The organism is Streptomyces corynorhini (assembly GCF_003346515.1).
In the GTDB taxonomy this organism is placed as follows: domain Bacteria; phylum Actinomycetota; class Actinomycetes; order Streptomycetales; family Streptomycetaceae; genus Streptomyces; species Streptomyces corynorhini.
This window is the reverse complement of record NZ_QQNA01000066.1, coordinates 1-23,684: the sequence shown is the minus strand read 5'-3', so window position 1 is coordinate 23,684 and position 23,684 is coordinate 1. Positions and strand designations below refer to the sequence as shown.

Below are 23,684 nucleotides of genomic sequence, written 5' to 3'. Positions count from 1 at the left end.
GACGCCGAGCGGGCGCGGGCGCCGAGCCCGTGCGGGAGCTGAGCCGACGGGGACGTTGAACGGGCGGGGACGCTGAGCCGACGGGGGTGCCGAGTCCGTGCGGGCGCTGAGCCGTCATCCTCGCGTAACGCCTGGTCGGGCCATGTAGTACCTGGGACGGACCGGAAACTATCCGCTTCCGTGGTGACGACCCCGTTTCGCCCTCCCTCTACCTTGAGAGAGTGACCGAAACCGAAACCGGGGACTCCCGGAGCAACGAGTTCCGCTTGGCCACGGGCGCGCTCAGCGGCCTGCGCCGGGATCTCTTCCACGACGCCTTCGCCTACCGCCCGCTCCCGCCCATGCGTACGGACGGTCGCGTCAGCCGCCAGTTGCCCCGGCAGATACGCCAGTTCGTGCGCTGGGCGCCGCACGCCCTGATCCTGGGCCCGGCGCTGATCATGTTCACCGTCGGCCTCAGCAACCGCGATCTGCGCGAGCTGCTGCCGGTCGCCCCGCTGCTGCTGACGCTGGTCAGGCCCGTCGGCGCCTGGTGGCTGGCGCTGTGGGTCACCGCCTTCGTCAACTTCTTCAGCTACACCTACGGGCCCTGGTCCCCTGCCACCTTCTTCGGCTATCTCGCCGTGATGACGGTGACGGCCGTCAGGACCGGCCCGCGCACCGCCGGCTGGATGTGGCTGGTCACCGCCGGGTACGCGATGCTGTCCGAGGTCTTCCTCAGCCGCGGATACGGTTCCGGAGGCGCCACCACCGTCCCGATGCTCTTCTGCTCCGCGCTCGTCCTGCTGACCGTGAGCATCCTGCACGTCCGTCGCAGGGCGGACCGGGAGGTCGCCGCGCAGCAGAGCGCCACCGCCGTCGAACGCGGTCGGCGCACGCTGCTGGAGGAGCGCACCACCATCGCCCGCGAGCTGCACGACGTGGTCGCCCACCACATGTCCGTCGTCGCGATCCAGGCGGAGGCCGCCCCGTACCGGGTGGAGAATCCGCCGCCCGAGCTGGAGCAGGCGTTCGTCACGATCCGTGAGAACGCCGTCGCCGCGCTGACCGAGCTGCGCCGCATCCTCGGTGTCGTACGGGCCGACGACTACGAGGCCCCCGACGCCCCGCAGCCGACCCTCGCCGAACTCGACGGGCTGCTCGACAACGTCCGCGAGGCCGGGCTGACCGTGGAGAAGACGATCACCGGCGCGGTGCGCGAGCTGCCGCAGGGCGTCGAGCTGTCGGCGTACCGCATCGTCCAGGAGGCCCTGAGCAACGCGCTGCGGCACGCGCCGGGGTCGACCGCGAGCGTCGAGATCGGCTACGTACTGGGCGGTCTGGGCCTGCGCATCGTCAATACGGCGCCGAGCCGCCTGGTCAAGCCGTCGCCGGGCGCCGGGCACGGTGTCACGGGGATGCGCGAGCGTGTCACGATGCTGAACGGTGAGATGACCGCCGGTCCGACCGAGGACGGCGGCTACGAGGTCGCGGCATTCATTCCGGTGGCCGCGGTGAAGGACGGGGACGCTTCATGACCATCCGGGTGCTGATCGTGGACGATCAGGTGATGGTCCGCGAGGGCTTCTCCGTACTGCTGAACGCGATGCCGGACATCGAGGTCGTGGGCGAGGCGGTGAACGGCCGCGAGGCCGTGGTCCAGGTCGCGGCGCTCCACCCCGACGTGGTGCTGATGGACATCCGTATGCCCGAGCTGAACGGCATCGAGGCGACCAGGGAGATCGTCACGGCGAACGCCGACGCGAAGGTCCTGGTCCTGACCACCTTCGACCTGGACGAGTACGTGTACCAGGCGCTGCGCGCCGGCGCCTCCGGCTTTCTGCTGAAGGACGCCTCGGCCCGGCAGCTGGCGGACGGGGTACGAGTGGTGGCGTCCGGCGAGGCGCTGCTCGCCCCGACCGTCACGCGCCGCCTCATCACCGAGTTCTCCAAACTCGCCGACGCCCCGCGCGCGCCCGCGTTGGCCCGGATAGGCGATCTCACGGAGCGCGAGACGGAGGTCCTGGTACTGATCGCGCAGGGCCTGTCCAACGCCGAGATCGCCGAGCACCTGGTCGTCGCGGAGTCCACGATCAAGACGCATGTGAGCCGGATCCTGGTGAAGCTGGGCCTGCGCGACCGCACGCAGGCGGCGGTCTTCGCGTACGAGGCGCGGCTGGTGACGCCGGGGTGAGACGGCGGCCGGGGCCGGTCATTCGATCACTCACGCGGGTGATCGGATCGCGGAGGACCGTTTCGGCTGATCACGGCTCGGCTGATCACGGCTCGGTCATGCTGGTGTCCGCCGACAGGAGGTGCACCATGACAGTCATGACAGAGCGTGCCGTTCAGATGCCCGTCGAGGAGTTCGAGAGGATCGCCCGGCTCATCGAGCGGGAGTCCGACACCGTCAGGTTGGAGTTCATCAACGGACGGATCGGATTCAAGGGTATGACGGACGGCGACCACGCCGAGATCATCCGGTGGCTCCAGAAGCGCTGTATGCGGGCTCGGCCGGACCTGTGGCTGTACGCGGGCGGCGAGATCGGGATTCTGGTCGAGCAGTACCGCAAGGGCCGGGCCAAACCGGATGCCATTCTCGCCCCGGACAAGGCTTTCGCCGGGGCGGGCGACTGGGCGGATCCGGCACGCGTGCTGATGACCGTCGAAGTCACCTCGTACGAACGGGACATCGACCGGCGGGACCGCAAGGAGATGCCGGCCGGCTACGCGGCTGCGGGGATTCCGGTCTTTCTGCTGATCGATCGTGACCACGGCACGGTCACGGCACACAGCGAGCCGGCGCCCGACGGCTACGGCTTCCGCCAGGTGGCCGACTTCGGCAAGAAGCTCATGCTCCCCGGGCCCGTCTCCGTCGAACTCGACACCGAGGAATTGAAGAACTACATCCGCTGACAACCGTGCGGCGGGCTGGAAGCCCGAACGGCCCGTCCGCAGAGCGACGGGCCGTTCGGGGAGTCGTTCGCCGCACCCCCGTGCCGGCGATTGACCGGTGAGCACAGATGGCGTGGGATCACGCCATCACGATCGCCGTTGTTTCACCGCGACCGTTTTTGTCTCATGGGTTCACTTTAATTACTCGGAGCGCTGTCGTCGTTGACTCTGCGTGTACTACATGTTGATCAGGCGTCCACAGTTGTGCCGAGTGGGGCCGCACCGCTGGTCACGTTGCGGTAGTCGCGGGGCGGGACCCCGTACGCGGCACGGAAGGCCCGGCAGAAGACGGCGTAGTGCGTGAAGCCCCACCGGGCGGCGATGTGGCTGATGGGCAGCGCGCGTTGGCAGGGGTCGGCCAGGTCCCGGCGGATGTGTTCGAGCCGCAGCTGCTTGATCCAGGCCGAGACGGTGGTCTCCTCGCCGCGGAACATGCCGTGCAGATAGCTGTTCGAGATGTGGTGCGAGGCGGCCACCGCGCTCGCGGTGAGGCTCGGGTCGCCGAGATTCTCGCGGATGAACGCCTTCACCGACAGGGCGAGAGACTGCCTGCGCGCCGTGGGCGACAGCTCCTCCTCGACGTCCAGATTGTGGGCCAGCGTCGCGTTCAGCAGATCGGTGAGGATGCCGCCAAGGCGTGCTGCGTCCGCGGGCCGGGGGCTCGGGCTCTCGGCGACCCGGGTGAGGAAGTCGGCGAGATACGCCCCGATGCCTTCCCGCCCCGAAATCTGGTGCGCGAGCAGTCGGCGGACCGTGTCGGGGGGCAGTTCGACGAGATCCTTGGGTATTTCGAGGCCGACGCCCCGCATGGAGTTTCCGGTGTTCCGGCAGTCGAAGGGCTGGTAGGTGTCGACGATGTACATCTGGCGCCGGTAGTGGACGGTGCGGTGGTCCCGCTGCGCCACATCCACCCGGCCGCTCAGGGGGAGCGTCAGGTGGTAGTAATCCGGATCGGTACTGCGGATCATCCGGGAGGATCTGGTCCATTTCAGTGCGGCCAGCGAGGTCGGCCACACCACCAGGCGGCCCAGCTGGACGATCCGCATCTCCGCCTGGAAGTCGGCGGTGGAGGGGGTTCTTATCTCCATGGGGCACACGGTGTTGACCATCAGGTCGTGCCAGTAGTCGAAGCGTTCCCCGACAGGAATGTCATCTGTGCGGAACACGGTTTCCTTCATCGCTCTCCACGCCCAGAATCGCTCGACTTGTTCTTCGCTCGACTGCGCCGTGCGTGAGATTATCTTGATATCGGCTTGCGGTCGCCGGGCGAGTGGGGATATTCACCACCGTCGTCGTTGCGTCCGCCGCCGTCGGCGTGGTCACCACCGTCGTTGCGACCGCCGTCGTCGTTGCGACCGCCGTCGTCGTCGCGACCGCCGTCGTCGTTGCGACCGCCCTCGTCGTCGGGCCGGGGGCGCGCGCGGGCCTCATGGACGCGCGCGCAGGTACGTCTCCAGCTCCGCGGCCCCCGCCAGCATCGCCCGGCCACGGGCGGACAGCCGAGCGCGCCAGTCGCGCAGCGCGGCCTCCAGCGGCTCCAGTCCGCCGGCCGCCCGCACCTGGGCGATCAGCGGCGCGATCTGCTCCAGCAGGTAGCCGCCCCGCCTCAGTTGGTGGGCCAGCCCGGCGTCCCGTACGTCGGCCTCGTCGTAGACCCGGTATCCGGTGCGCGGGTCGCGGCGCGGGTGCACCAGCCCGGCGCGCTCCCACGCGCGCAGCGTCGCGGGCCGGATGCCGAGCCTCCCCGCCAGCGGCCCGATGAAGGTGCCGCCGGGCCCGGCGGCGGTGGTGGATCCGGTGGTGCTCGCGGGATCGGTGGCCTTGGCGGCGGGACCGGCGGCGGTGGCGACGGGCCCGGTGGCCCTGGTGGATCCGGCAGTGCTCGCGGGACCGGTGGCGGTGGCGGCGGGACCGGATCCGGCGGCCGGGACCGCCTCGGGCGTCAGGTCGCGCAGGGCGTTCTCCACGGCCCGCAGAGTGCGGCGGTCCTCGCGGAGCTGGGCGTGGCTCTCGTCGATGAGCCGGAACGCCTCGTCGAACGCCTCGTCGGCCGCGCCCTCGTTCACCGCCCGCATGATCGCCGTCGCCGTCGCGTGGCCGTGTCCGGGCAGCAGGGCGAGGAACGCGGCCAGGGCGCGCGCGTGCAGCGGCGTATAGGTGCGGTAGCCGTGGGGGGTGCGGTCGGCGGCCGGAAGGATGCCGGCCTCCTCGTAGTTCCTGACCGCCTGCGTCGACAGACCGTGCCCGCGTGCCAGGTCAACCGGCCTGAGCCGCGCACTGGTTTGAAGGTTCCGCCCCATAAAACCGCCAGAATCGCCGAAAAGTTTACACCGAAGGTTCAACGATACCGTTTAATCCATGGCTACTGACATCACGGACACCACCCATGCCGTCGACGCCGAGGCCCTCATGAGGCTGCTCCCCGCCCGGCCCGGACTGCTGGCCCTGGGGGAGCCCACCCACGGCGAGGGCACCCTCCTCGACGTACGCAACGGCCTCTTCCGGCAACTCGTGGAGCGGCACGGGTACCGGACGATCGCGATCGAGAGCGACTGCCTGACGGGCCTGGCCGTGGACGACTACGTCACCTCGGGCACGGGCACCCTCGACGAGGCCGTGGAGCACGGATTCAGCCACGGCTGGGGCGCCTTCGAAGGCAACCGCGAGCTGGTGCGCTGGATGCGCGCGTACAACGTCCGCGCCGAGGCGGACGGCCTGCCCGCGTCCGAGCGGCTCCGCTTCGCCGGGGTCGACGGCCCGCTGGAGATCAGCCACGCCGCGAGTCCCCGGCAGGCCCTCACCGCGCTCCACCGCTACCTCTCGGCCCGGGTGGACACGGAGCTGCTCCCCTGTACGGCGGAGACCCTCGACCGGCTGCTCGGCGCCGACGACCGCTGGACCGATCCGGCCGCGATGAGGGACCCCGCCCGGTCGGTGGGGCGGTCGGCCGGGACCGACCGGCTGCGGCTGCTCGCCGACGATCTGGCGGCGCTGCTCGACGCGCAGGCGCCGCACCTGATCCCGGCGGGCGCGCGGGACGACTGGGACCGGGCGCGGCTGTACGGGCGCACCGCCACCGGCCTGCTGCGCTACCACTCCGCGATGGCCGACCCCTCGCCGAGCCGCATGGCACGGCTGTGCGCGCTGCGGGACATGATGATGACCGGCAACCTCCTCGCCGTCGCCGCTCGGGGCCCGGCGCTCGTCCACGCCCACAACTCCCATCTCCAGCGCGCGAAGAGCACGATGCGGATGGGCGGGGCGCCGCTGGAGTGGTGGAGCGCCGGCGCGCTGGTGAGCGCGCGGCTCGGCGGGGAGTACGCCTTCGTGGCCATGGCCCTCGGCACGATCCGGCACCGGGGAGTGGACACGCCGCCGCCGGACACCGTCGAAGGGCGCCTGTACGCGCTGCCCGGGGACCGCCGCCTCGTCGACGCCCGGCGACTGGCCGCCGCCCTGGAATCCGCGCCCGGCGACGCGCGGCCCGAGCCCCGTACCTCCCCCTGGTTCGGCTACGCCCCGCTCGACCCGGCCCACCTGGCGGACAGCGACGGGCTTGTGTTCGTCAAGGACGCCCTGGCGTCCCTGGCGTCCTAGGCCCAATACCAGTGACATAGGGGCCAGTTCGGCGGCCTCAGCTGCGGAAACACGGTCCGCCGACAGCCCCGGCAGCCGCAAAGTCACTGGTATTGGTCCTAGGGCGTGTCTTAGGCCCTGTCTTCGAAGGAGCGCCGTCCGCCCGTCGACCAGGCGGGACTTCGCGGACACGTCCCGGGACCTGTCCGACCCCTCCCGCCCCGCCCCGCGGGCGGACGGCGCCAGGTGTCAGACAGGGCCCGGGGCCGTGGACAGGCCCGCCCGCTCGGCCGCGCGTACGGCGCGAAGCCGCGCGCCGGGCTGCCGTACGGCACGGGTCCAGATCAGCGCGCCGCCGCCTCCCTCCGGCGCGATCACCCCGCCCGTACCCGGGTCGCCGCACCACCACACGACACCGGAGGGCCCCGGCCGCACCTGGTGGTAGCGGTGCCCCGCCGCGACCGGCGTCAGCGGCCACAGCTCGCCGGTCGCCGGGTCGCGGAGCACCATCCGCGCCGAGAACGGCCCCCGCGGTACGGAGACGACGTCGCACGCCGTCCAGGGCGCCGCCGCCAGCTGCCGCCGCATCCGGCGGGACAGCCGTACGCCGCCGAGGCCCATGCCCAGCAGACACAGCGCGAGGACGCCGACCCGCGCGGGCACCGGTCCCGTCGGGACGGTGAGGGCGGGCCCCGCGAGAGCGGCCACCACACTGCCGGTCAGCAGGGCGAGCCCGATCCGGCACCACATGACGGCGCGCGCCCGATGGCGGGTCAGGGCCTCGGCGGTGTTGGGGAGGGCGAGTGCGGAGGGTGGCGCGGCGCTGTCCGGCGTATGGCCGTCCGGCAGATGACTGTCCCTGTCCCTGTCCCGCATGTGCTGGCCCCCCCGGCGTCGTATCAACCCGGCCGTACCGCGTACCGCTGTCGCGTACCCGCTGCCGCGTACCCACGCACGCGCACCCGTACGGCCGGATCCGAGGCTACCCCGGCCGGAGCGCGCGGCCGTAGCGCGCGGCGGTAGCGCGATGCGGTTCCGTACCCGCCGCGCTGCCCCTGCCCCCTGCCCGCTACCCGCTACCCGCCGAAGGGACTCCTCCCCGGGCCCGACGGGAGCATCAGCCCCCACGCCCCCGGCCGCAGGGTCCAGGTCCTGGTCCGCACCGGGCCGGTGACCCGGGCGTCCGCGCGGTAGCGGAAGTCCGCGCCCGACACCGTCACGGACAGCGCGCTCGCCGTCACCGGCTCCGCCGAAGCGCACCGGCGCACGACGACCTCCGCGCGCCCGGCGCGCGAGCGCACCGTCACGCCCTCGACCGGCTCGTCCAGATCGCTCAGCAGCACCCCGTCCGCCTCCACCCGCAGCCGGTGCGTGTGCGCGGCGACGGCCTGCGGCAGGGGCCGCACCAGCGTGCGGACCAGGGAGCGGCAGGTGTGCCACATGTGCGCGGCGGCGGGCCCGACGCCCGCGCCGCTCTCCGCGCCGCCGCCACCACCGCCGGAACGGTCCGTACGGTCCGTACGGTCCGTACGGTCCGGACGGTCCGGACGGTCCGGACGCTCCGCGTCCCAGTACCCGGACCCGGACCCGCTTCCGGAACCGGAACCGGACCCGGACCCGCGCGCGGGCAGGGCCGGGATACGGAGGTCACCCAGCACCACCCCGTCGCTGTCGTCCACCAGCAGATCGAGTCGGCGCACCGCCCCGTCCAGCACGGCCCGCGCCGCCGCCACCGCGCCCGTGGGCACGCCCAGCGAGCAGGCCAGCTCCACCGAGGCGCCGATCGGCACCAGCGAGAGCGCCCCGGAGGCCAGCTCCCGTTCCCGGTGGAGCAGGGCGACCATCCGCAACAGCGCCCGGTCGTCGCCGACCAGCACCGGCCGCCGGTTCCCCCGCCGGGCCAGCGCCCGCGCCAGCTCCTCGGGGCCCTCGGGGAAACAGAGTTTCACCGAGGCCCCGCCGCTGAGCACGTCTCTCGCGATCCGCACGGATTCGCCGTCGGTCCGGCCGGCGACCGGGTCGATGACCACCAGAAGCTGCTGCGCGCCGTTCTCGGCGGGCTCTGGAGCCGACACCTCGGTCCTTCCTCGGGTAGCATCTTTGTGCAAGAGCCCCTTGCGCTATTGCGCCAGGGGCTTCGTCTATTCCGGGGCATCCGGTCCGACGGTCAGAGTTGTCTCGTACGACGTTTGTGCGCCCCCTGACCTTGGACATGCCCCGCCCGGAAGGGGTGTACGCCTGTGCCCGCACTTGTGCTGCTCGGTGCTCAGTGGGGTGACGAAGGCAAGGGAAAGGCCACCGACCTGCTCGGTGGGTCTGTTGACTATGTCGTGCGCTATCAGGGCGGCAACAACGCCGGCCACACGGTCGTCGTGGGCGACCAGAAGTACGCACTGCATCTTCTCCCTTCCGGAATCCTCTCCCCCGGGTGTACCCCGGTGATCGGTAACGGAGTGGTGGTCGACCCGGCCGTCCTGCTCTCCGAGCTGAGCGGGCTCAACGACCGCGGTGTCGACACGTCCAAGCTGCTGATCAGCGGAAACGCCCATTTGATCACGCCGTACAACGTCACGGTGGACAAGGTCACCGAGCGCTTCCTCGGCAAGCGGAAGATCGGTACGACCGGCCGCGGCATCGGCCCGACCTACGCCGACAAGATCAACCGCACCGGCATCCGCGTCCAGGACCTCTACGACGAGTCGATCCTGGAGCAGAAGGTCGAAGCGGCGCTGGAGTCCAAGAACCAGCTGCTCGCCAAGGTCTTCAACCGGCGCGCCATAGAGGCCGACAAGATCGTCGAGGAGCTGCTGACCTTCGCGGACCAGCTCAAGCCGTACGTTTCGGACACGACGCTCGTCCTGAACAACGCGATCGACGCGGGCAAGGTCGTCCTCTTCGAGGGCGGCCAGGGCACGCTGCTCGACGTGGATCACGGCACGTACCCCTTCGTCACGTCCTCCAACCCTACGGCGGGCGGCGCCTGCACGGGCGCGGGCGTCGGGCCGACGAAGATCAGCCGGGTCATCGGCATCCTCAAGGCCTATACGACGCGCGTCGGCGCCGGTCCGTTCCCGACCGAGCTGCTCGACGAGGACGGCGAGGCGCTGCGCCGCATCGGCGGCGAGCGCGGTGTCACGACGGGCCGCGACCGCCGCTGCGGCTGGTTCGACGCGGTGATCGCGCGGTACGCGACGCGGGTCAACGGTCTGACGGACTTCTTCCTCACCAAGCTGGACGTCCTGACCGGCTGGGAGCAGATCCCGGTGTGCGTGGCGTACGAGATCGACGGCGAGCGCGTCGAGGAACTCCCGTACAGCCAGACCGACTTCCACCACGCGAAGCCGATCTACGAGTACCTGCCCGGCTGGTCGGAGGACATCACGAAGGCGAAGACCTTCGCCGACCTGCCGAAGAACGCGCAGGCGTATGTGAAGGCGCTGGAAGAGATGTCGGGCGCGCCGATCTCGGCGATCGGCGTGGGACCGGGCCGTACGGAGACGATCGAGATCAACTCGTTCCTGTAGGCGCGTACGAGAACACGTACGAGAACGCGTGTACGCACCGCGCCCCGGAGGCTGTCGCTCGCCTCCGGGGCGCGGTGCGTACGTACGGGCGGGTGCGGCGCGGCGCGGCGCGTGGCCCGGCTCAGGCGGCGCTGGGGCTGGTGCCGCTGTTCGGGGAGCCCTTCCCCTTCCGCAGCGAGCGGTAGAGGGCGCCTATGACGAATGCCTGGACGGCGGCGCCGACGGGGACGCCGATGAGGGGCGTCCATACGGGCGCCCATGCGGGCAGCCAGTCGGTGTAGCCGACGAACATGAAGGAGGTCGGGGCGGTGACGAAGAAGGGCCACACAACGGCGAAATTGAAGTCGCCCTGCCCGACGGGGAGCGTGGCCACGGCGACCCAGGCGCAGACGGCCAGCACAAGTCCCAGGTAGCCGAGAGCCGCGGGGTTCACCAGGTAGTGGCGAAGGTTCTGGGGCAGGGAGCGGGGTGCGTCGGCCATGTCGGGTCTCCTGGGTGCGTCGGTGTTTCGCCGTCCGTCTGGTGACCTCCACATTGCCGGTGGCGGGCGGCGGGCACCTGAGTAGCGGTACTCACCTTGGTCAGCGCGGACCTACGCATCGCCGAACAGGGCGGCGACCGGCGCCAGTTCCGCCATCACCCGGGCGACTCCCGTGTGAACCAGATGGCCTTGCGGCCGGTGGGATCGGAGGCGTAGATGGTCGTCCCCCATGCGTGTGCGAGGCTCGCCACGAGGGCGATGCCTCGTCCGTCCTCGAACCCGCCCTGACCGGGGCCGACTTCCACGCCGTCCACCGCGCTGCCTCTCGCGCGGGCGGTGGCCGTCGGGACTGGCAGGAGCCAGGGCCTGTCGTCGGTCACGGCCACGGTCACCTGGCTGATACCGACGATCACGGCTACCCGGATCAGTGGCGTCCGGGTATGGCGGTGGGCATTGGTGACGACTTCGGACACACAGATCCGCGCGTCGTCCACGAGGGCGTCATGGTCGCTGACGGTCAGCAGTGAGCTGACGAAACTACGTGCGATTCTCGGGGCGGTTGGCGTGTGCGGCAGTGCCAGCCGGTACGTCTCCCCGTGCTGCGGGGGCGGGGGTGTGGGGGGTGCGGTGGTGGTCACGGTCGTCATGTCGTTCTCCCAACGCTGCTATCCGAGCTGGGGTGTTGTCTGCCTGACGTGGCAATGGCCCTGCCGGTCGGCCCGGTTCGGGACGCACGGGAGTGGCTGCACTTCGGCCTTGTCGGCGGACGACGCGGTGCTGGGACGACCATAGCGTAACGTATAAAGCTTGTGACTCAACCGGCGCATGACGGTGACGGGTGGAATAGCATCAGGGCCTGATCGAGGTAGAGACGCGATGACAGGGAGGGCTCGATGCCGCCGAGGAAAGCGCCCACGGCACGGCAGCGCCGGTTGGGTTCCGAGTTGCGCAAGATTCGGGAGCACGCCGGCCTGTCGCTGACTCATGCCGCGTCGTTGCTCGGCGCGGATCGCACCGCGTTGAGCAACACCGAGTCGGGCCGGTTCGGTGTGAGCGCGGATCGCGTACGCACATGGGCAGGGCACTACGAGTGCCCGGATGTCGCGTATGTGGAGGCCCTCGCAGCGATGGCTGCGGAGCGTATAAATGGCTGGTGGGAGGATTACCGTCGTGACCTCACCAGCGATGCGCTCGATCTCGCGGAGCTGGAGCATCACGCCGCGGGCATCCGGTCGGTCCAGATTATGTACATGCCTGGCTTGCTTCAGACGGAGGACTATGTCCGTGCCGTTTTCTCGGAGAGTGTTCCCCCGCCGAGCCCGGCACGTCAGCGGCGCCAGGTCTCGCACCGCCTGAAGCGTCGCGATGTTCTGGACCGAGCTGACCCGCCCGCCTGCACCTTCCTGATCCATGAGGCTGCGCTGCGGATGACATATGGCGGTCCGGCGGTTGCCCGTGCGCAACTCAACAACTTGTTGGAGCAGTCGGATCGGGACAACGTCACCATCCGTGCCATCCCGTTCGCTGCGGGCGGTTTCCCGTATGCCAGCAGTTCGGCACACTACGTCTACGGAGCTGTCCCGCAGCTTGACACTGTCCAGACGGACACCGCGACCGGATCAGGTTTCCTGGATGCCGAGACCAGTCTCGAAAACTGGCGGGTCGCGCTGGACCGGACGGAAGAGAAGTCTCTTGATCCATCGAGTTCGAGGGATTTCATTCGCAAGATCGCAAAAAACGTATAAAGGCGTGATAATCATGGAAATTCAGTGGCGCAAGTCCTCGAAGTCATCCAATGCTGAAGGCTCCGACTGTCTGGAACTTGCCGAGCAGGGGGGCGAGATCCTGATGCGCGAGAGCGACAACCCCGACGTCGTCATCCGCACCACTCGCGCCAAGCTGCGTGCGTTCCTCGGTGGCGCCAAGGAGGGTGAGTTCGACGACTTGGCGTGAGTTCGCCACGTTCCAGCAGTGGGCGGCCCCCATCGGCGCGGATGGGGGCCGCCTGTCGGCTCTCCAAGGCCGCGACCGGCTCTTGGGGAGCCGACGTGATGCGAAGGGCCCGAGCCAACCAGCAGCGCCAACGAGCCAGTGCTGCTTGCTCGTTGGCGCTTTCCTCGTAGCCGACTGACTGGCTGACCGGCTGACCGGCTGACCGGCTGACCGACTGGGGGGCTGGTCGACCGGCCCTGCCGACAGGTCGGCTACTTGGAGCCGCCGCTGCCGCCCTGGTCGCCGCCGCTGGGCTCACGCGGCGCCTCCGGGGGCTTCGGGCCTCCGTCGTGCTTGCCGCCGTCGGCCTCGGCCGTGTGGGCCGGAAGGTCGGGCAAGCGGAACGGCACGCCGCGCCACCCCTCCGGGGTGGATGCCTGGGTCTCGTGCGTATCGGCCATCTGAACGCCCATCGTGTCCTTCTCCTTTTTCGCGCGCGCAGGATGCGCTTCTTCCTGGTGGATGCCGCTGGTCGGCGTGTTCGTGGGCCGTGTCCAGCGGTCGATGGGGACGCTAATCGGCGCGACCTCGTAGCACTAGCTAAAAGAGCCTGTATCACTCGTTAGGAGTCAAACCGTTGATACGGAGCGGCGGTGAGCGCTAGCGTCGTCGTGTCGCCGCCTCGGGCTGATTCCTCGGCAGGACCGTGCCCGGAGCTGCGCAACTCCCCTTGACTCTGCGCCTGTCGGGGGAGTGTCCCGACAGGGCTCGTCCCCGCGCCCGACGCTCGTCACGCCGGCCGAGGGTGACCGGGGGCGGCCCTGTTCTTCTCTTCCCGTCTCTCTGTCCGAGGGGATGGCGTGACGCTCAATACGCTGTCTACGACACATCGACTTGCCCCCGAGCGGGCGGATCCGCTGACGGCCGACGGGTCTGAAATCCCCGCGGAGACCGTTGGGGGCTGTTGCCTGCCTGCGTGCCCCGGGAATTCGCCGAACCGACAGCGGAGTTGCTCGGCCCGGTGGCGCGGGGGCTGCGGGGGTGGGCCGCGTGAAAGGGAGCCATGCGCGACGGCGCCTTTCCCTGCTGATCGCCGAGTTCGGGATGAAAGGTTCGCTTCTCGTGCCCCGGGACACCCGGCCGATGGCCGTGCCCGTGGCGCCCGTGCTCGTATCCCCGGCCTCGGGCGCGGCCCCGGCCCCGGGCGCGGCCTCGGACGCGGACCCGGGCGCCAATGAATCCGAGCCGTCGCCCCCCACCGCCGAGCAGTTGAGCGCACGTACCGCCGAGCGGAACAAGCGCAGCAGCCGGGGCGGGGTCTGAGTTCGCGGCTTATGGTCCGGCGTCGGGGGCGGCGCGAACTCGGCCGCCGTTTTCGCGGTTCCGTGCCTGTCGACGCGTGAACGGTCGTTCGCTGCGGGGGGCGTCGTCAACTCGTACGGGAGTGCTAGCGGGAACGCCGACTCCTGAGCGGATCCGACTAGAATGGTCGGTATGCGGCTGAAACTGTACGCTTCTCTCTGTTGGTTGGTGGCCGTAGCCTGCTATCTCTCCGCCGAAGCCGTGACCGCCGCGGCGTACCCGGGGTACTCCTATGCGACGAACTACATCAGCGACCTCGGTGTGCCCGGTGTCGGGTCCTTCCAGGGGCGGGCTGTCGACTCACCTCTGCACGCGGTGATGAATACGGCGTTCGTCCTGCACGGGGTGCTGTTCGTGACCGCCGCCGTGCTCGTGGCCCGCGGCGCGGCTGTCGGCGCCGCCGGGCCGCGTCTGCGGCGCTGGTTCGTCGGGCTGGCGATCGTGCACGGCGTCGGCATCCTGCTGGTCGGTGTGTTCCACGGCAGTCAGGCGAACGCGGACAACGGGCTCATGGTGTTGCACGTCCTCGGCGCGGGCATGGCGATAGTCGGGGGGAACGCCGCCGTGATCCTCGCCGGGGCCGCGTTCTTGAGGTCCCCCGCGCACCGGCTCTTCGGAAGCGTCAGCGTCGCGCTCGGTGTCATCGGACTGGTGAGCCTCGTGATGCTCCAGGTCGACTCGTCGTCAACCGCGGTCGATCTGCTGTCCGACGGGGTCTGGGAACGCGGAGCGGTGTACACGATCCAGGTGTGGGAGGTGACGGCCGCGGTGGCGACGCTCATGAGCCTTCGCTGTGCCCGTCGGGTCGCGGAGGCACGAGCATGACGCGTGCCTTCCGTCCCGTTCGGCTGTCCAGCGAGGACATCGACCGCGCGATCCTCGATACGACCGCGGGGCTGCTGGCCCGAAGGGGGCTCCGGGACACCGCTGTGCAGGCGGTCGCCGATGCGACGGGATATTCGAAGACCGGTCTGCTCGGCCGATTCCCGTCCAAGGAGGCGCTGGTGGACTCGGCCCTACGGCAATGCGTCGAGCAGACCCGGGCCGTGCATGCCCAGGTTGCCCAACTGCCCGACGGGCCACGCCGCGACGCCACGGCGCTGCGGGGCCTGATCGATCTCGCGCTTCTGCGGCGTGGCTGGACGGAACTCGCGCTCGCGTCCGTGCCGCCGTTCCGTGACGAGGCGCTGCGGGAACGGCTCTCCGAGATCGGTGACCTGCTGTTCGACATGTTCCACATGGGCACGGACCTGGAGCGCCGCGCGCGCGTCACCGGCGCGATCGGCGCTCTGGCGGTCCTGGCGTTGACCTACGACCAGGAGGCCACGCCCGCCCAGGCGCGCCCGCTCATCCTCGCCACCTGCTGGGGGGCGCTGGGACACCACCGGCCTCTGCCGGAGGCCGACGACGTCACGCCCGACGCGGACACGGGGTGAGCTGAGGCCGCCAGGTGCGGCGGCGGCGAAGGAGCGCGGCCACACCTCGGCGATCTCGGTCACGTCGGTCACGTCAGCCATCTCGGCCCTCTCAGCCGCGCCGTGGCCCCGCCGGGCGCCGGAACGCGAACGCGGCACCCGTTACGGCGTTCGCGGCACGCGAAGTCCGTTGCTGACGACCGCGATCATCGGTTCCAGCGACGGCCCGTTCCCCCGCGCCATGCAGGCGGCCATCAACGCGTTGACATCGTCGAGCGCGACATCGGCGCGCACGGCGCCCGCCTTCTGGGCGCTGTCGAGCAGGTCGCCCGTGCGGTCGCAGAGCAGGCCGAGGCCCATCCGGTCGTGCTGGGCGTCCTGGTCCGTGGTGGCGCTGACGGCCAGTTGCTCGGCCAGGCCGCGATTGGCCGCGCCCGTGCGCACCGTGGCGGCGAGGAACGCGAAGAACGCGGGGCCCGGTTCCGCCCGCTCGGCCAACGCGTCCGCCTGGCGTACGAGTTCCTCCACCCCGACGCGCAGGATCGCCCCGAACAGGTCCTCCTTGGTGGGGAAGTGCCGGCTGACGGTCCCGGTGCCGACGCCCGCGCGGCGCGCGATCTCGTGCACGGGCACGGACAGCCCTTCGGCCGCGAAGATCCGGGCCGCCACTTCCAGTACGTGGGCCCGGTTGCGCCGTGCGTCGGCGCGCAGTGGCGGTTGGTCGGTCATGGCCCTCCTTACGGCACGCACAATTTACGGCATGGACAACCGGGATGGCCGTCCCGTATGTTCGACAGTAAGCGGGACGCTCGTCCCGATTACTGGAGGTGCTGCCATGTCTCGCCCTGCCTGGACCGCGGAAAACATCCCTGACCAGCGCGGACGTACGGCTGTGATCACCGGCGCCAATACCGGGACCGGCTTCGAGGCGGCTCGTATCCTCGCCGGGCGCGGGGCCGCCGTGGTGCTGGCCTGCCGCAACTCGGCCAAGGCCGCCGACGCCGCCGACCGCATCCGCGCCGCCGTGCCGGGGTCGACCGTCACCACACTGCGGCTGGACCTGGCGTCCCAGGCGTCGGTGCGCGAGGCCGCCGAGGAGGTACGGGCCGGGCACGGGCGGATCGACCTGCTCGTCAACAACGCGGGCATGCTCGGTTCCAGGGAGCGCACGGTCACGGAGGACGGCTTCGAGGCGACGTTCGCCACCAACCATCTCGGTGCGTTCGCGTTCACCGGGCTGGTGCTCGACCGGCTGCTCCCGGTCCCGGGTTCGCGGGTCGTGACGGTCAGCAGCATCGTCCACCGCGGCGCCACCCTCGACTTCGACGATCTGCAGACCCGGGCGAAGTACCGGAGGGACGCCGTCTACGGCGCGTCGAAACTCGCCAACCTGATGTTCACCTACGAGTTGCAGCGCCAACTGGCCGCGTCCCGCGCGCGAACGGTCGCCCTCGCCGCGCATCCCGGCATGTCCCGGACCGAGTTCACCCGGGATCTCAGCCCGGCCAACCGGTTTCTCTTCGACCCGCGGATCAAACTCCTGACGGGCTGGATACTGCAGGACCGGGCGATCGGCGCGCTGGGCATGGTGCGTGCCGCGGTGGACCCGGAGGCGCGGGGCGGCGAGTGCTACGGCCCGCCCGGCCGCGCCCAGCTCACCGGCCATCCCGTCCGGGTCGAGTCCAGCGCCACGTCTCACGACGCCGGGGCGCAGGGTCGCCTCTGGCGGGAGTCGGAGCGGCTGACGGGCGTCAGCTATCCGCTCACGCGGATCGAGGCGTAGGGCGGGTCCGGCGGCTCGGGCGGCTCGGGCGGCTCGGGTGGGTCCGGTGGGTCCGGTGGGTCGGGCGGCTCGGGCGGGTCCGGTGCGTCGGGTTGATCCGGTGGGTACTGGCGCTCACGAGCGTCCGTCCCCCATCTGCACCCCCGCCCTCCGGTCCTCCGGTCCTCCGGTCCTCCCGTCCTCCCGACCTCCGGACACTGTCGCGCGGCCGTTCCTACGGGCGCCTGAAGGTGTTGATACGACAGTTGTCGGGGTCGCCGACGAATTCGTAGAGGTGCGGTTCTTCCCGGCTGCCGCTCACGTACAGGCCGGAAGAGTAGGTGCCGCCGCTGCTCCCGCTGTCCCGGAGGTCGCTGATCTCATCGAAGCTCAACGCGACGGGGAAGCCGAACTCTTCTGCTTCATCGGTGAGTTGCCACGTTCCGACGCCGATCTGTCTCTCGCTGTCGCCCGGCTCGCCGTCTCTGTCCTCCGGCCAGCCGATGGTGCTGAGCGTGCCGTCCGAGTTGAGCGTGATGAGCCTTCCGGAGTCGCTGTATATGCCCGCCAGATCCTGGCTGGTGAGCCCCTCCGGTCGCGGGCCTTCGTCCGGGCACGGCTCGTACCGTCGGCATCCCGTTGTCGTGATCGACACCGCCACCGCCACCGCCAAGGCCAGCGCGCATGCCGGGCCGGAGAATCCCCTGTTCACCGCGGCTGTCCGGGCTGCCGGTCCGGCCGGACGGTGGGGCCGGAGACCTCTTGTGCCTGCCAGCCGTGGGTCAGCAGGTCGAACACCGTCTCCGCTGTCGCGCGCGGATCGGAGCGGCCCTTGGTCAGGGCCGGGAACTCCAGCACGAAGCGCGCCAGCGCCGAGCAGGCGAGGTCGTCCGGCTCCCGGCCGAGTTCCGCCGCGATCGCGGTGCCGAGGGCTTCGGCGTGGCGCATCCACATGCGCTCCGCGTACGCGCGCAGCGCGGGGGTCCCGTCCACCAGGGCGGTGAACGGGCGCAGCCGGGGGTCCGCCTCGATCGGCGCCCAGGACTTCAGCGCGTGGGCGCGCAGCGCCTCGATCACGCTCTGGTCCCGGGGGCGTTCGCGTACGGCGGCGAGCAACTCCGCCTCGAACCGCTCCTCGCGGTCGAAGACCAGGGCTTCCTTGCTCGGGAAGTGCGCGAAGAGGGTCGTGGTCGACACGTCGGCCCGTTCGGCGACGTCACGGACGCTCACCCGCTCGAAGCCGTGCTCCAGGAACAGTGCGAGGGCGGCGTCGGCGATGGCCTGTCTCGTCGCGGCCTTCTTGCGCTCGCGACGACCAACGGTCGGAGAGTCGGGCATGCCCGCACCCTACTCCACAACTGGAACGAAGTAGAAACTGGAACGATTGCACTTTCGTACTCGTTTCTGCTTTGGTGGCGTCGACAGCCGGAGTCGCCCGCCCCGCCCCAGGAGGCGGCGAGGCAGCCGCTCCGGTCGGCAGACCACGGACGAAAGGAGTCGGCCATGGAGTCTCCGGCACCCGCCGACGCGCGGATCAGCATCATCGGCGCCGGACCCGGCGGCCTCACGTGCGCACGCGTCCTGCGGCGGCACGGCATCCCGGTGACGGTGTACGACCGCGATGCAGGGGCGAACGCCCGCGACCAGGGCGGCTCGCTCGACCTGCACGAGGAGGACGGCCAGCTCGCGCTGCGCGAGGCGGGGCTGCTGGACGAGTTCTTCGCGCTCGCCAGGGCCGAGGGGCAGGAAATGCGGCAGCTGGACCCGGCGGGACGCGTCCTCGCGCACCATCTGCCGGACGAGGGCGAGACCGCTGCCCCCGAGATCGACCGCGGCCTGCTCCGCGATCTGCTGGTGCGCTCACTCGCTCCCGGGACCGTCCAGTGGGGCCGGGCTCTGACGGCGGTGAGCGGACCGGCCGCCGGGCCGCGCACACTGACGTTCACCGACGGGACCACCGTGGAGACGGACCTCGTGATCGGCGCGGACGGCGCCTTCTCCCGAGTCCGTGGCGCCGTGTCGGCCGCGACACCGCGCTACACCGGGATCGGCTTCCTCGAAGCGCGGTTCGACGGGAGGGAACACGCGCACCCCGAACTCTCCCGGCTGGTCGGGCAGGGCGGCGCCCACATCGCCGACGGCGAGCGGGGCATCTTCGCGCAGCGCAACGGCGGCGGTCACCTGCGCGCCTACCTCCTGCGGCGCGTCCCCGTGGACTGAATCGCCGCGAACGGGCTCGATCCGCGGGACACCGCCGGCATCCGCGCGCGGCTGCTCACCGAGTACGCGGGCTGGTCACCGCGGATACTGCGCATGATCACCGACAACGACGGCCCTTACGTCGACCGTCCGATCTTCGCCCTGCCCGCCCCGCACACCTGGGACCACACGCCCGGCGTGACACTCCTGGGAGACGCCGCGCACCTCATGCCGCCGCTCGGTGTCGGCGTCAACCTCGCGATGCTCGACGCCAGTGAACTCGCCCTCGCGCTGGCCCGCTCCGCCACCGTGGACGACGCCGTGCGCACCTACGAGAAGACGATGCTTCCGCGCTCGGCCGACCTCGCCCGGAAGCTCGAAGGCGGCGCCGAGCACCTGTTGTCGGTGCACGACGCCGCCGACGCCCCCGCGCGGTAGCCGCTCGTCAGATGCCCGTCAGCCGCCCGTCACCCTTGCGACCGCCGGTCGGCGTTGGCCCTGCGGACCTGGCCCGGCAGGAGGAACGGGTCGATCAGCCAGCCGAGTCCCAGGAGGCCGACCGTGCACAGGTAGAGCACCCCGCGGCCGGTCCTCCCCAGGTAGAAGTGGTGCGCGCCGAACAGGCCGAGGGGGAACCACCAGAGGTAGGCGACCCACGCCCGCTTGCGGCGTACCGGCGTCTCCGCTGGTGCTTCGGTCTGTACGGCGGTGTCCGCCTGTACCGCTGTCTCTGTTCGTACGGCCGCCTCCGTCCGTACTGCTGTCTCCGTCTCCACCTGCGGTTTGGTCAGGAGCTGGGTGGCCGAACGGTGCGGCGGCCCGGTCCGGACCGGCTCCGGACGCTGCACCGGCTCCGGCTGCCACTCCGGCTGCCGTAGGGGTGCCGGGGCCGGTACGGGTGCCGGGGCGGTCACAGGAACCGCCGCCGGGAGCACCGTCTCGTTCAGGCCGATGTACCGGTGGAGCCGCTTGAGCGGCGCCGGGGCCCACCAGTTGGCGCGGCCCAGCAGGGTCATGACGGCGGGGACGAGGACACACCGTACGACCGTGGCGTCGATGGCCACCGCCGTGGCCAGCCCGAGGCCGAGCTGCTGGATCGAGCCCATGCGGCCGGTGACGAAGCAGGCGAAGACGATGACCATCAGCAGTCCGGCCGAGGTGATGATCCGGCCCGAGTGCTGCAGCCCGCGCCGTACCGCGACGTCGGTCTCCAGGCCCTCGGCCACGTACTCCTTGATGCGGCCCAGCAGGAACACCTCGTAGTCCATCGAGAGGCCGAACGCGAAGGCGAAGACGCACACGACGGTGAACGGGCTGAAACCGTCGACGGTCAGCAATTGGAGCGGGCCGGCGAGGAAACCGTGCTGGAAGACCAGGCTCATCAGGCCGAACGTCGCGCCCAGGGAAAGGGTGTTCATGGCGACGGCGGTCAGCGGCACGACCACGGAGCCGGTCATCGCGAACAGCAGGACGATCATCGCGAAGAGGGTGACCGCGATCGCCGACGGCAGCCGGTCCACGATCTGCTGGAGTATGTCGTCCAGCGCCGCCGCCCCGCCGGTGACCCACGACCGGCCGCCCTCGGGCCGGTCGGCGCGCAGGGCGTGGACCAGGTCCCTGGCCGTGGCGCCCTCGGGGTCTCCGGTGGTGTCGATGCCCACGGTCGCCAGCCCAGGACCGGCCTGCTGCGCCGGGTGGACGCGGGTGACACCCGGCGCGTCCGTCCAGCGCCGCGCCCAGTCGTCCAGGGCCGCGGCGTCGGTGCGGGCGACGACCGTGACGGTCGGGACCGTCGGCAGGTCGAACCGGTCGGCGAGCTGGTCGGTGACCCGTACGGACTCCACGGTCCTGGGGAGCGCCCCGGAGTCGCTGAGGTGCATCGACATCGACAGCACGGGCAGGCTCGCCGCGACCAGGGCCACGGCTGTGACCAGCATGGTGGTCAGCGGACGGCGCTGCACGCGACGGGCGAGCCCGGCGAAGACACCCGTCTCGGCGGCGGCGGAGGAGGAGGCAGAAGCGGAGGTAGAGGTGGAGGTGGCAACGACAGGGGCCGCGGCGGCGGAGGCCGCCCGCGCGGCCCTCGGGGGCTTGATCCGGTGCCGGGCGAAGCCGACCAGCGCCGCCGTCAGCGTCAGCGCCACCAGCATCGACGCCAGCGCGATCGCGACCCCGGCCGCGCCGAGCGCCGCCAGCTCGGGGATGTCGAACATGAGCAGCCCGCTCAGCGCCGCGGCCACCGTCAGGGCGCTGAAGGCGATGGTGCGCCCGGACGTGGCCCACGCACGGCGCAGCGCCTCCTCCGGAGCGAAACCGCCCCCCAGCTCCTCGCGGTAGCGGGCGACGAGCAGCAGTCCGTAGTCGATGGACAGGCCCATCCCGAGGAGCGTCACCACCGTCACCGCGTCCGAAGTGATGGACGTGAAGCGGGTGATGAGCAGCAGAATGGTCATCGAGGACGCGATCGACACCACCGCGCCGAGGACCGGCAGCCCCGCCGCGATCACACCGCCGAAGATGAACACCAGCACCACCAGGGTGATCGGCAGCGACAGCGACTCCGCGCCGGACAGGTCCTCGGACGCCTGCTCCGTGAGCTGCTTGTCCATGACCGGTTCGCCGCCGACGGTCACCCGCGCGTCGGTCTGGCCGCTGTCGGCGAGGGTCGCGGCGAAACCGTGCAGGGTGTCGGTGAGCGTGTCGATCGCGGTGGCCTCCGCGTCGTCGTCCAGCCTGGCCAGGGTGATCTGTACGAGCAGACCGCGCTTGTCCTTCGCCGTCAGCATCGCGGTCTCGGCGGCGGGCAGCCCCGCGTCGTACGGGGTGACGACCGAGGCCACCCCGTCCATCCGCTGGAGTGTGCCGGCGAGGGACCGTACGTCCTTCCGTACCGCCGGGGCCGCCGTGTCGGCGCCGTCGATGACACCGATGACGACGCCGCCCTGGTCGCTTCCCTTGTCGAGTACGGCACCGGCCTGGACCGACTCCATGGACGAGGTCCCGCCCCCGCTGGTGAGCGAGCCGAAGACCGGCCCGGCGGACAGCACACCCAGCGCGACCGCGGCGGCCCAGATCAGCAGCACCTGCCAGCGGTGCCGGAAGCACCAGTGCCCTGTACGGGCGATAAGTCCCTCAGCCATGATTGATTCGACCGTCTCTCATTCGCTCATCGCGGCGCGACCGGCGGCCCGCCGACTCCGAGTGGGGTGATGAGTCCGATCCTTCTCCGGGCGGGGCCCCGGGACCATGGGAGCACCAGCAGACAACGGGGTGGGGGTATCCCCACGGTGGCCCCGGGGGCAGCACCCGGCGGCACGCGGCGATCAACTCGGCTTGAAAAGAAAGCCTGTTCTGTGTGATGTGCACCGGTCATACTCCGAGGGATCACTCGCTATCACGGCTTACGGAGGTCCCCCACATGGCCACGTACCACCGCACGACCCCCACGCCCGCGCACGCGCACGCGCCCGAGCACACGCACACGCCCGCGCACCCGCCAATATCCGCCCCTGGTACCGGACTTGCCCGGCGCGGCTTCCTCGCCGGCGCGCTCGCCGCTTCCGCCACCGCCCTCGTCGGACTCGGGGCGGGCATCGCCACCGCCGACGAGGCGCGGGTGCTCGCCACGCAGGACTGGATGAGCGGCTTCGCCGACTCGACCCGCGTGCAGCAGCTGACGATTCCCGGCACACACAACGCGGGCGCGCGCTCCGGCGGTCTCTATGTGGCATGCCAGAACACCACCATCGCCGAGCAACTGGTAAGCGGTGTGCGGTTCCTGGACATCCGCTGCCGCGCGTTCGAGAACGCCTTCACCATCCACCACGCCGCCTTCTACCAGAACCTCAACTTCGACGACGTCCTCGGCGCCTGCCGGGCCTTCCTCCAGGCACACCCCTCCGAGACCGTGCTGATGCGCGTCAAGCAGGAGTACTCCACCGAGAGCGACACCGAGTTCCGGCGCATCTTCGACACCTACCTCGACGGCAAGGGCTGGCGTTCCCTCTTCCGGCTCGACGGCAACCTCCCCACCCTCGGCGAGGCGCGCGGCCGGGTCGTCCTCCTCGCGGACAACGGCGGGCTGCCCGGCGTGCGGTACGGGGACGGCGGGCTCTTCGACATCCAGGACGACTACCAGGCGGAGCCCGGCGCCAAGTACCCCAAGATCGAGGCGCAGTTCCGCAAGGCCGTACGGGAGCCCGGCAAGCTGTTCATCAACTACGTCAGCACGGCGGCCCTGTTGCCGCCGCGCTGGAACTCGGACCGGCTCAACCCGCAGGTGCACACGCTGCTGGACGGGTCCGAGGGCAGCGCCTGGCGCGGGCTGGGAATCGTGCCGCTGGACTTCCCCGCGACCCGGACCGGGCTGGTGGAGTCGCTGATCCGGCACAACGGCTGACCACACCCCGTCCTCCCTCCGCCGTCCCCGGGCGACACCCCGTACGGATGACCGCGTACGCGGGCGTCGCCCGGGGGCGCGGGGACGGGCGCGGGGACGG

At 70.8% G+C, this 23,684-nt stretch carries 23 protein-coding genes and 1 pseudogene; 13 read left to right on the top strand and 11 right to left on the bottom strand.

Annotated elements, in window-relative coordinates; genetic code table 11:
• Nucleotides 1-221 precede the first annotated feature (221 nt).
• From DVH02_RS10465 to DVH02_RS10455, 3 genes are all read left to right on the top strand, one after another.
• Nucleotides 222-1,517: a sensor histidine kinase gene (locus tag DVH02_RS10465; RefSeq protein ID WP_114623499.1), complete on the top strand. Its 1,296-nt coding sequence runs from the start codon at nucleotides 222-224 to the stop codon at nucleotides 1,515-1,517.
• Nucleotides 1,514-2,173 (top strand): response regulator, encoded by a 660-nt coding sequence (locus tag DVH02_RS10460; protein ID WP_114623498.1) that lies wholly within the window; start codon nucleotides 1,514-1,516, stop codon nucleotides 2,171-2,173. The genes DVH02_RS10465 and DVH02_RS10460 overlap by 4 nt, the downstream gene beginning before the upstream one ends.
• Nucleotides 2,174-2,301: 128 nt before the next feature.
• Complete coding sequence (locus DVH02_RS10455) at nucleotides 2,302-2,895, top strand: Uma2 family endonuclease (RefSeq protein WP_114623497.1); 594 nt, start codon at nucleotides 2,302-2,304, stop codon at nucleotides 2,893-2,895.
• Between the two features lie 227 nt (nucleotides 2,896-3,122).
• Here the strand turns inward: DVH02_RS10455 and DVH02_RS10450 are convergent, their stop codons facing one another.
• Entirely contained in the window at nucleotides 3,123-4,100 is a 978-nt protein-coding gene (locus DVH02_RS10450) for an AraC family transcriptional regulator (RefSeq protein ID WP_158575855.1), read from the bottom strand.
• 261 nt (nucleotides 4,101-4,361) lie between these two features.
• Nucleotides 4,362-5,234, bottom strand: a complete 873-nt coding sequence (locus DVH02_RS10440; RefSeq protein ID WP_114623494.1) for a TioE family transcriptional regulator — start codon at nucleotides 5,232-5,234, stop codon at nucleotides 4,362-4,364.
• 58 nt (nucleotides 5,235-5,292) lie between these two features.
• Here DVH02_RS10440 and DVH02_RS10435 point away from each other — a divergent pair, with 58 nt between their 5' ends.
• Entirely contained in the window at nucleotides 5,293-6,531 is a 1,239-nt protein-coding gene (locus DVH02_RS10435) for an erythromycin esterase family protein (RefSeq protein ID WP_114623493.1), read from the top strand.
• A 228-nt stretch (nucleotides 6,532-6,759) separates the two neighbouring features.
• Here the strand turns inward: DVH02_RS10435 and DVH02_RS10430 are convergent, their stop codons facing one another.
• Together DVH02_RS10430 and DVH02_RS10425 are read right to left on the bottom strand one after the other, a co-directional pair.
• The gene (locus DVH02_RS10430) at nucleotides 6,760-7,386 is read right to left on the bottom strand and encodes a hypothetical protein (RefSeq protein WP_114623492.1); all 627 of its coding nucleotides are present in this window, start codon (nucleotides 7,384-7,386) and stop codon (nucleotides 6,760-6,762) included.
• A 200-nt stretch (nucleotides 7,387-7,586) separates the two neighbouring features.
• Nucleotides 7,587-8,585 carry a diacylglycerol kinase family protein gene (locus tag DVH02_RS10425; protein WP_114623491.1) on the bottom strand — a complete coding sequence of 333 codons (999 nt, stop codon included), beginning with the start codon at nucleotides 8,583-8,585 and terminating at the stop codon, nucleotides 7,587-7,589.
• Nucleotides 8,586-8,750: 165 nt separating this feature from the next.
• Between DVH02_RS10425 and DVH02_RS10420 the strand changes: the two genes are divergently transcribed.
• On the top strand, nucleotides 8,751-10,034 hold the full coding sequence (locus DVH02_RS10420) for an adenylosuccinate synthase (RefSeq protein WP_114623490.1): 1,284 nt from the start codon (nucleotides 8,751-8,753) through the stop codon (nucleotides 10,032-10,034).
• A 121-nt stretch (nucleotides 10,035-10,155) separates the two neighbouring features.
• Here the strand turns inward: DVH02_RS10420 and DVH02_RS10415 are convergent, their stop codons facing one another.
• The gene (locus DVH02_RS10415) at nucleotides 10,156-10,515 is read right to left on the bottom strand and encodes an SCO4225 family membrane protein (protein ID WP_114623489.1); all 360 of its coding nucleotides are present in this window, start codon (nucleotides 10,513-10,515) and stop codon (nucleotides 10,156-10,158) included.
• A gap of 155 nt (nucleotides 10,516-10,670) precedes the next feature.
• Nucleotides 10,671-11,162, bottom strand: coding sequence for an ATP-binding protein (locus tag DVH02_RS10410; protein ID WP_114623488.1), 492 nt, complete (start codon nucleotides 11,160-11,162; stop codon nucleotides 10,671-10,673).
• Between the two features lie 246 nt (nucleotides 11,163-11,408).
• Here DVH02_RS10410 and DVH02_RS10405 point away from each other — a divergent pair, with 246 nt between their 5' ends.
• Together DVH02_RS10405 and DVH02_RS10400 are read left to right on the top strand one after the other, a co-directional pair.
• Nucleotides 11,409-12,260: a Scr1 family TA system antitoxin-like transcriptional regulator gene (locus DVH02_RS10405; protein ID WP_114623487.1), complete on the top strand. Its 852-nt coding sequence runs from the start codon at nucleotides 11,409-11,411 to the stop codon at nucleotides 12,258-12,260.
• Nucleotides 12,261-12,273: 13 nt separating this feature from the next.
• Nucleotides 12,274-12,468, top strand: a complete 195-nt coding sequence (locus DVH02_RS10400; RefSeq protein ID WP_114623501.1) for a DUF397 domain-containing protein — start codon at nucleotides 12,274-12,276, stop codon at nucleotides 12,466-12,468.
• 251 nt (nucleotides 12,469-12,719) lie between these two features.
• Here DVH02_RS10400 and DVH02_RS10395 read toward each other — a convergent pair whose 3' ends face one another.
• Entirely contained in the window at nucleotides 12,720-12,920 is a 201-nt protein-coding gene (locus DVH02_RS10395) for a hypothetical protein (protein ID WP_114623486.1), read from the bottom strand.
• Nucleotides 12,921-13,569: 649 nt separating this feature from the next.
• Between DVH02_RS10395 and DVH02_RS10390 the strand changes: the two genes are divergently transcribed.
• The 3 genes from DVH02_RS10390 (at nucleotide 13,570) to DVH02_RS10380 (ending at nucleotide 15,245) form a co-directional block, all read left to right on the top strand.
• Nucleotides 13,570-13,770, top strand: coding sequence for a hypothetical protein (locus tag DVH02_RS10390; protein WP_147286030.1), 201 nt, complete (start codon nucleotides 13,570-13,572; stop codon nucleotides 13,768-13,770).
• Between the two features lie 207 nt (nucleotides 13,771-13,977).
• Nucleotides 13,978-14,634, top strand: coding sequence for a DUF998 domain-containing protein (locus tag DVH02_RS10385; RefSeq protein ID WP_233518140.1), 657 nt, complete (start codon nucleotides 13,978-13,980; stop codon nucleotides 14,632-14,634).
• The gene (locus tag DVH02_RS10380) at nucleotides 14,631-15,245 is read left to right on the top strand and encodes a TetR/AcrR family transcriptional regulator (protein WP_114623483.1); all 615 of its coding nucleotides are present in this window, start codon (nucleotides 14,631-14,633) and stop codon (nucleotides 15,243-15,245) included. Before DVH02_RS10385 ends, DVH02_RS10380 begins: the two co-directional genes overlap by 4 nt.
• A 141-nt stretch (nucleotides 15,246-15,386) precedes the next feature.
• Here the strand turns inward: DVH02_RS10380 and DVH02_RS10375 are convergent, their stop codons facing one another.
• Complete coding sequence (locus tag DVH02_RS10375; RefSeq protein WP_114623482.1) at nucleotides 15,387-15,953, bottom strand: TetR/AcrR family transcriptional regulator; 567 nt, start codon at nucleotides 15,951-15,953, stop codon at nucleotides 15,387-15,389.
• Nucleotides 15,954-16,059: 106 nt separating this feature from the next.
• Here DVH02_RS10375 and DVH02_RS10370 point away from each other — a divergent pair, with 106 nt between their 5' ends.
• On the top strand, nucleotides 16,060-17,007 hold the full coding sequence (locus DVH02_RS10370) for an oxidoreductase (protein ID WP_114623481.1): 948 nt from the start codon (nucleotides 16,060-16,062) through the stop codon (nucleotides 17,005-17,007).
• A gap of 214 nt (nucleotides 17,008-17,221) precedes the next feature.
• Here the strand turns inward: DVH02_RS10370 and DVH02_RS10365 are convergent, their stop codons facing one another.
• A complete protein-coding gene (locus tag DVH02_RS10365; protein ID WP_233518139.1) occupies nucleotides 17,222-17,647 on the bottom strand; it encodes a hypothetical protein in 426 nt (141 codons plus the stop codon).
• A gap of 47 nt (nucleotides 17,648-17,694) precedes the next feature.
• A complete protein-coding gene (locus DVH02_RS10360) occupies nucleotides 17,695-18,324 on the bottom strand; it encodes a TetR/AcrR family transcriptional regulator (RefSeq protein ID WP_114623480.1) in 630 nt (209 codons plus the stop codon).
• A gap of 165 nt (nucleotides 18,325-18,489) precedes the next feature.
• On the opposite strand from DVH02_RS10360, the pseudogene DVH02_RS10355 reads away from it, so the two are divergent.
• A pseudogene (locus DVH02_RS10355) lies at nucleotides 18,490-19,623 on the top strand (FAD-dependent oxidoreductase).
• Between the two features lie 29 nt (nucleotides 19,624-19,652).
• On the opposite strand, the gene DVH02_RS10350 reads toward DVH02_RS10355, so the two are convergent.
• Complete coding sequence (locus DVH02_RS10350; protein WP_114623479.1) at nucleotides 19,653-22,325, bottom strand: MMPL family transporter; 2,673 nt, start codon at nucleotides 22,323-22,325, stop codon at nucleotides 19,653-19,655.
• Between the two features lie 278 nt (nucleotides 22,326-22,603).
• Between DVH02_RS10350 and DVH02_RS10345 the strand changes: the two genes are divergently transcribed.
• Nucleotides 22,604-23,584, top strand: coding sequence for a phosphatidylinositol-specific phospholipase C (locus DVH02_RS10345; RefSeq protein WP_114623478.1), 981 nt, complete (start codon nucleotides 22,604-22,606; stop codon nucleotides 23,582-23,584).
• Nucleotides 23,585-23,684: the final 100 nt, after the last annotated feature.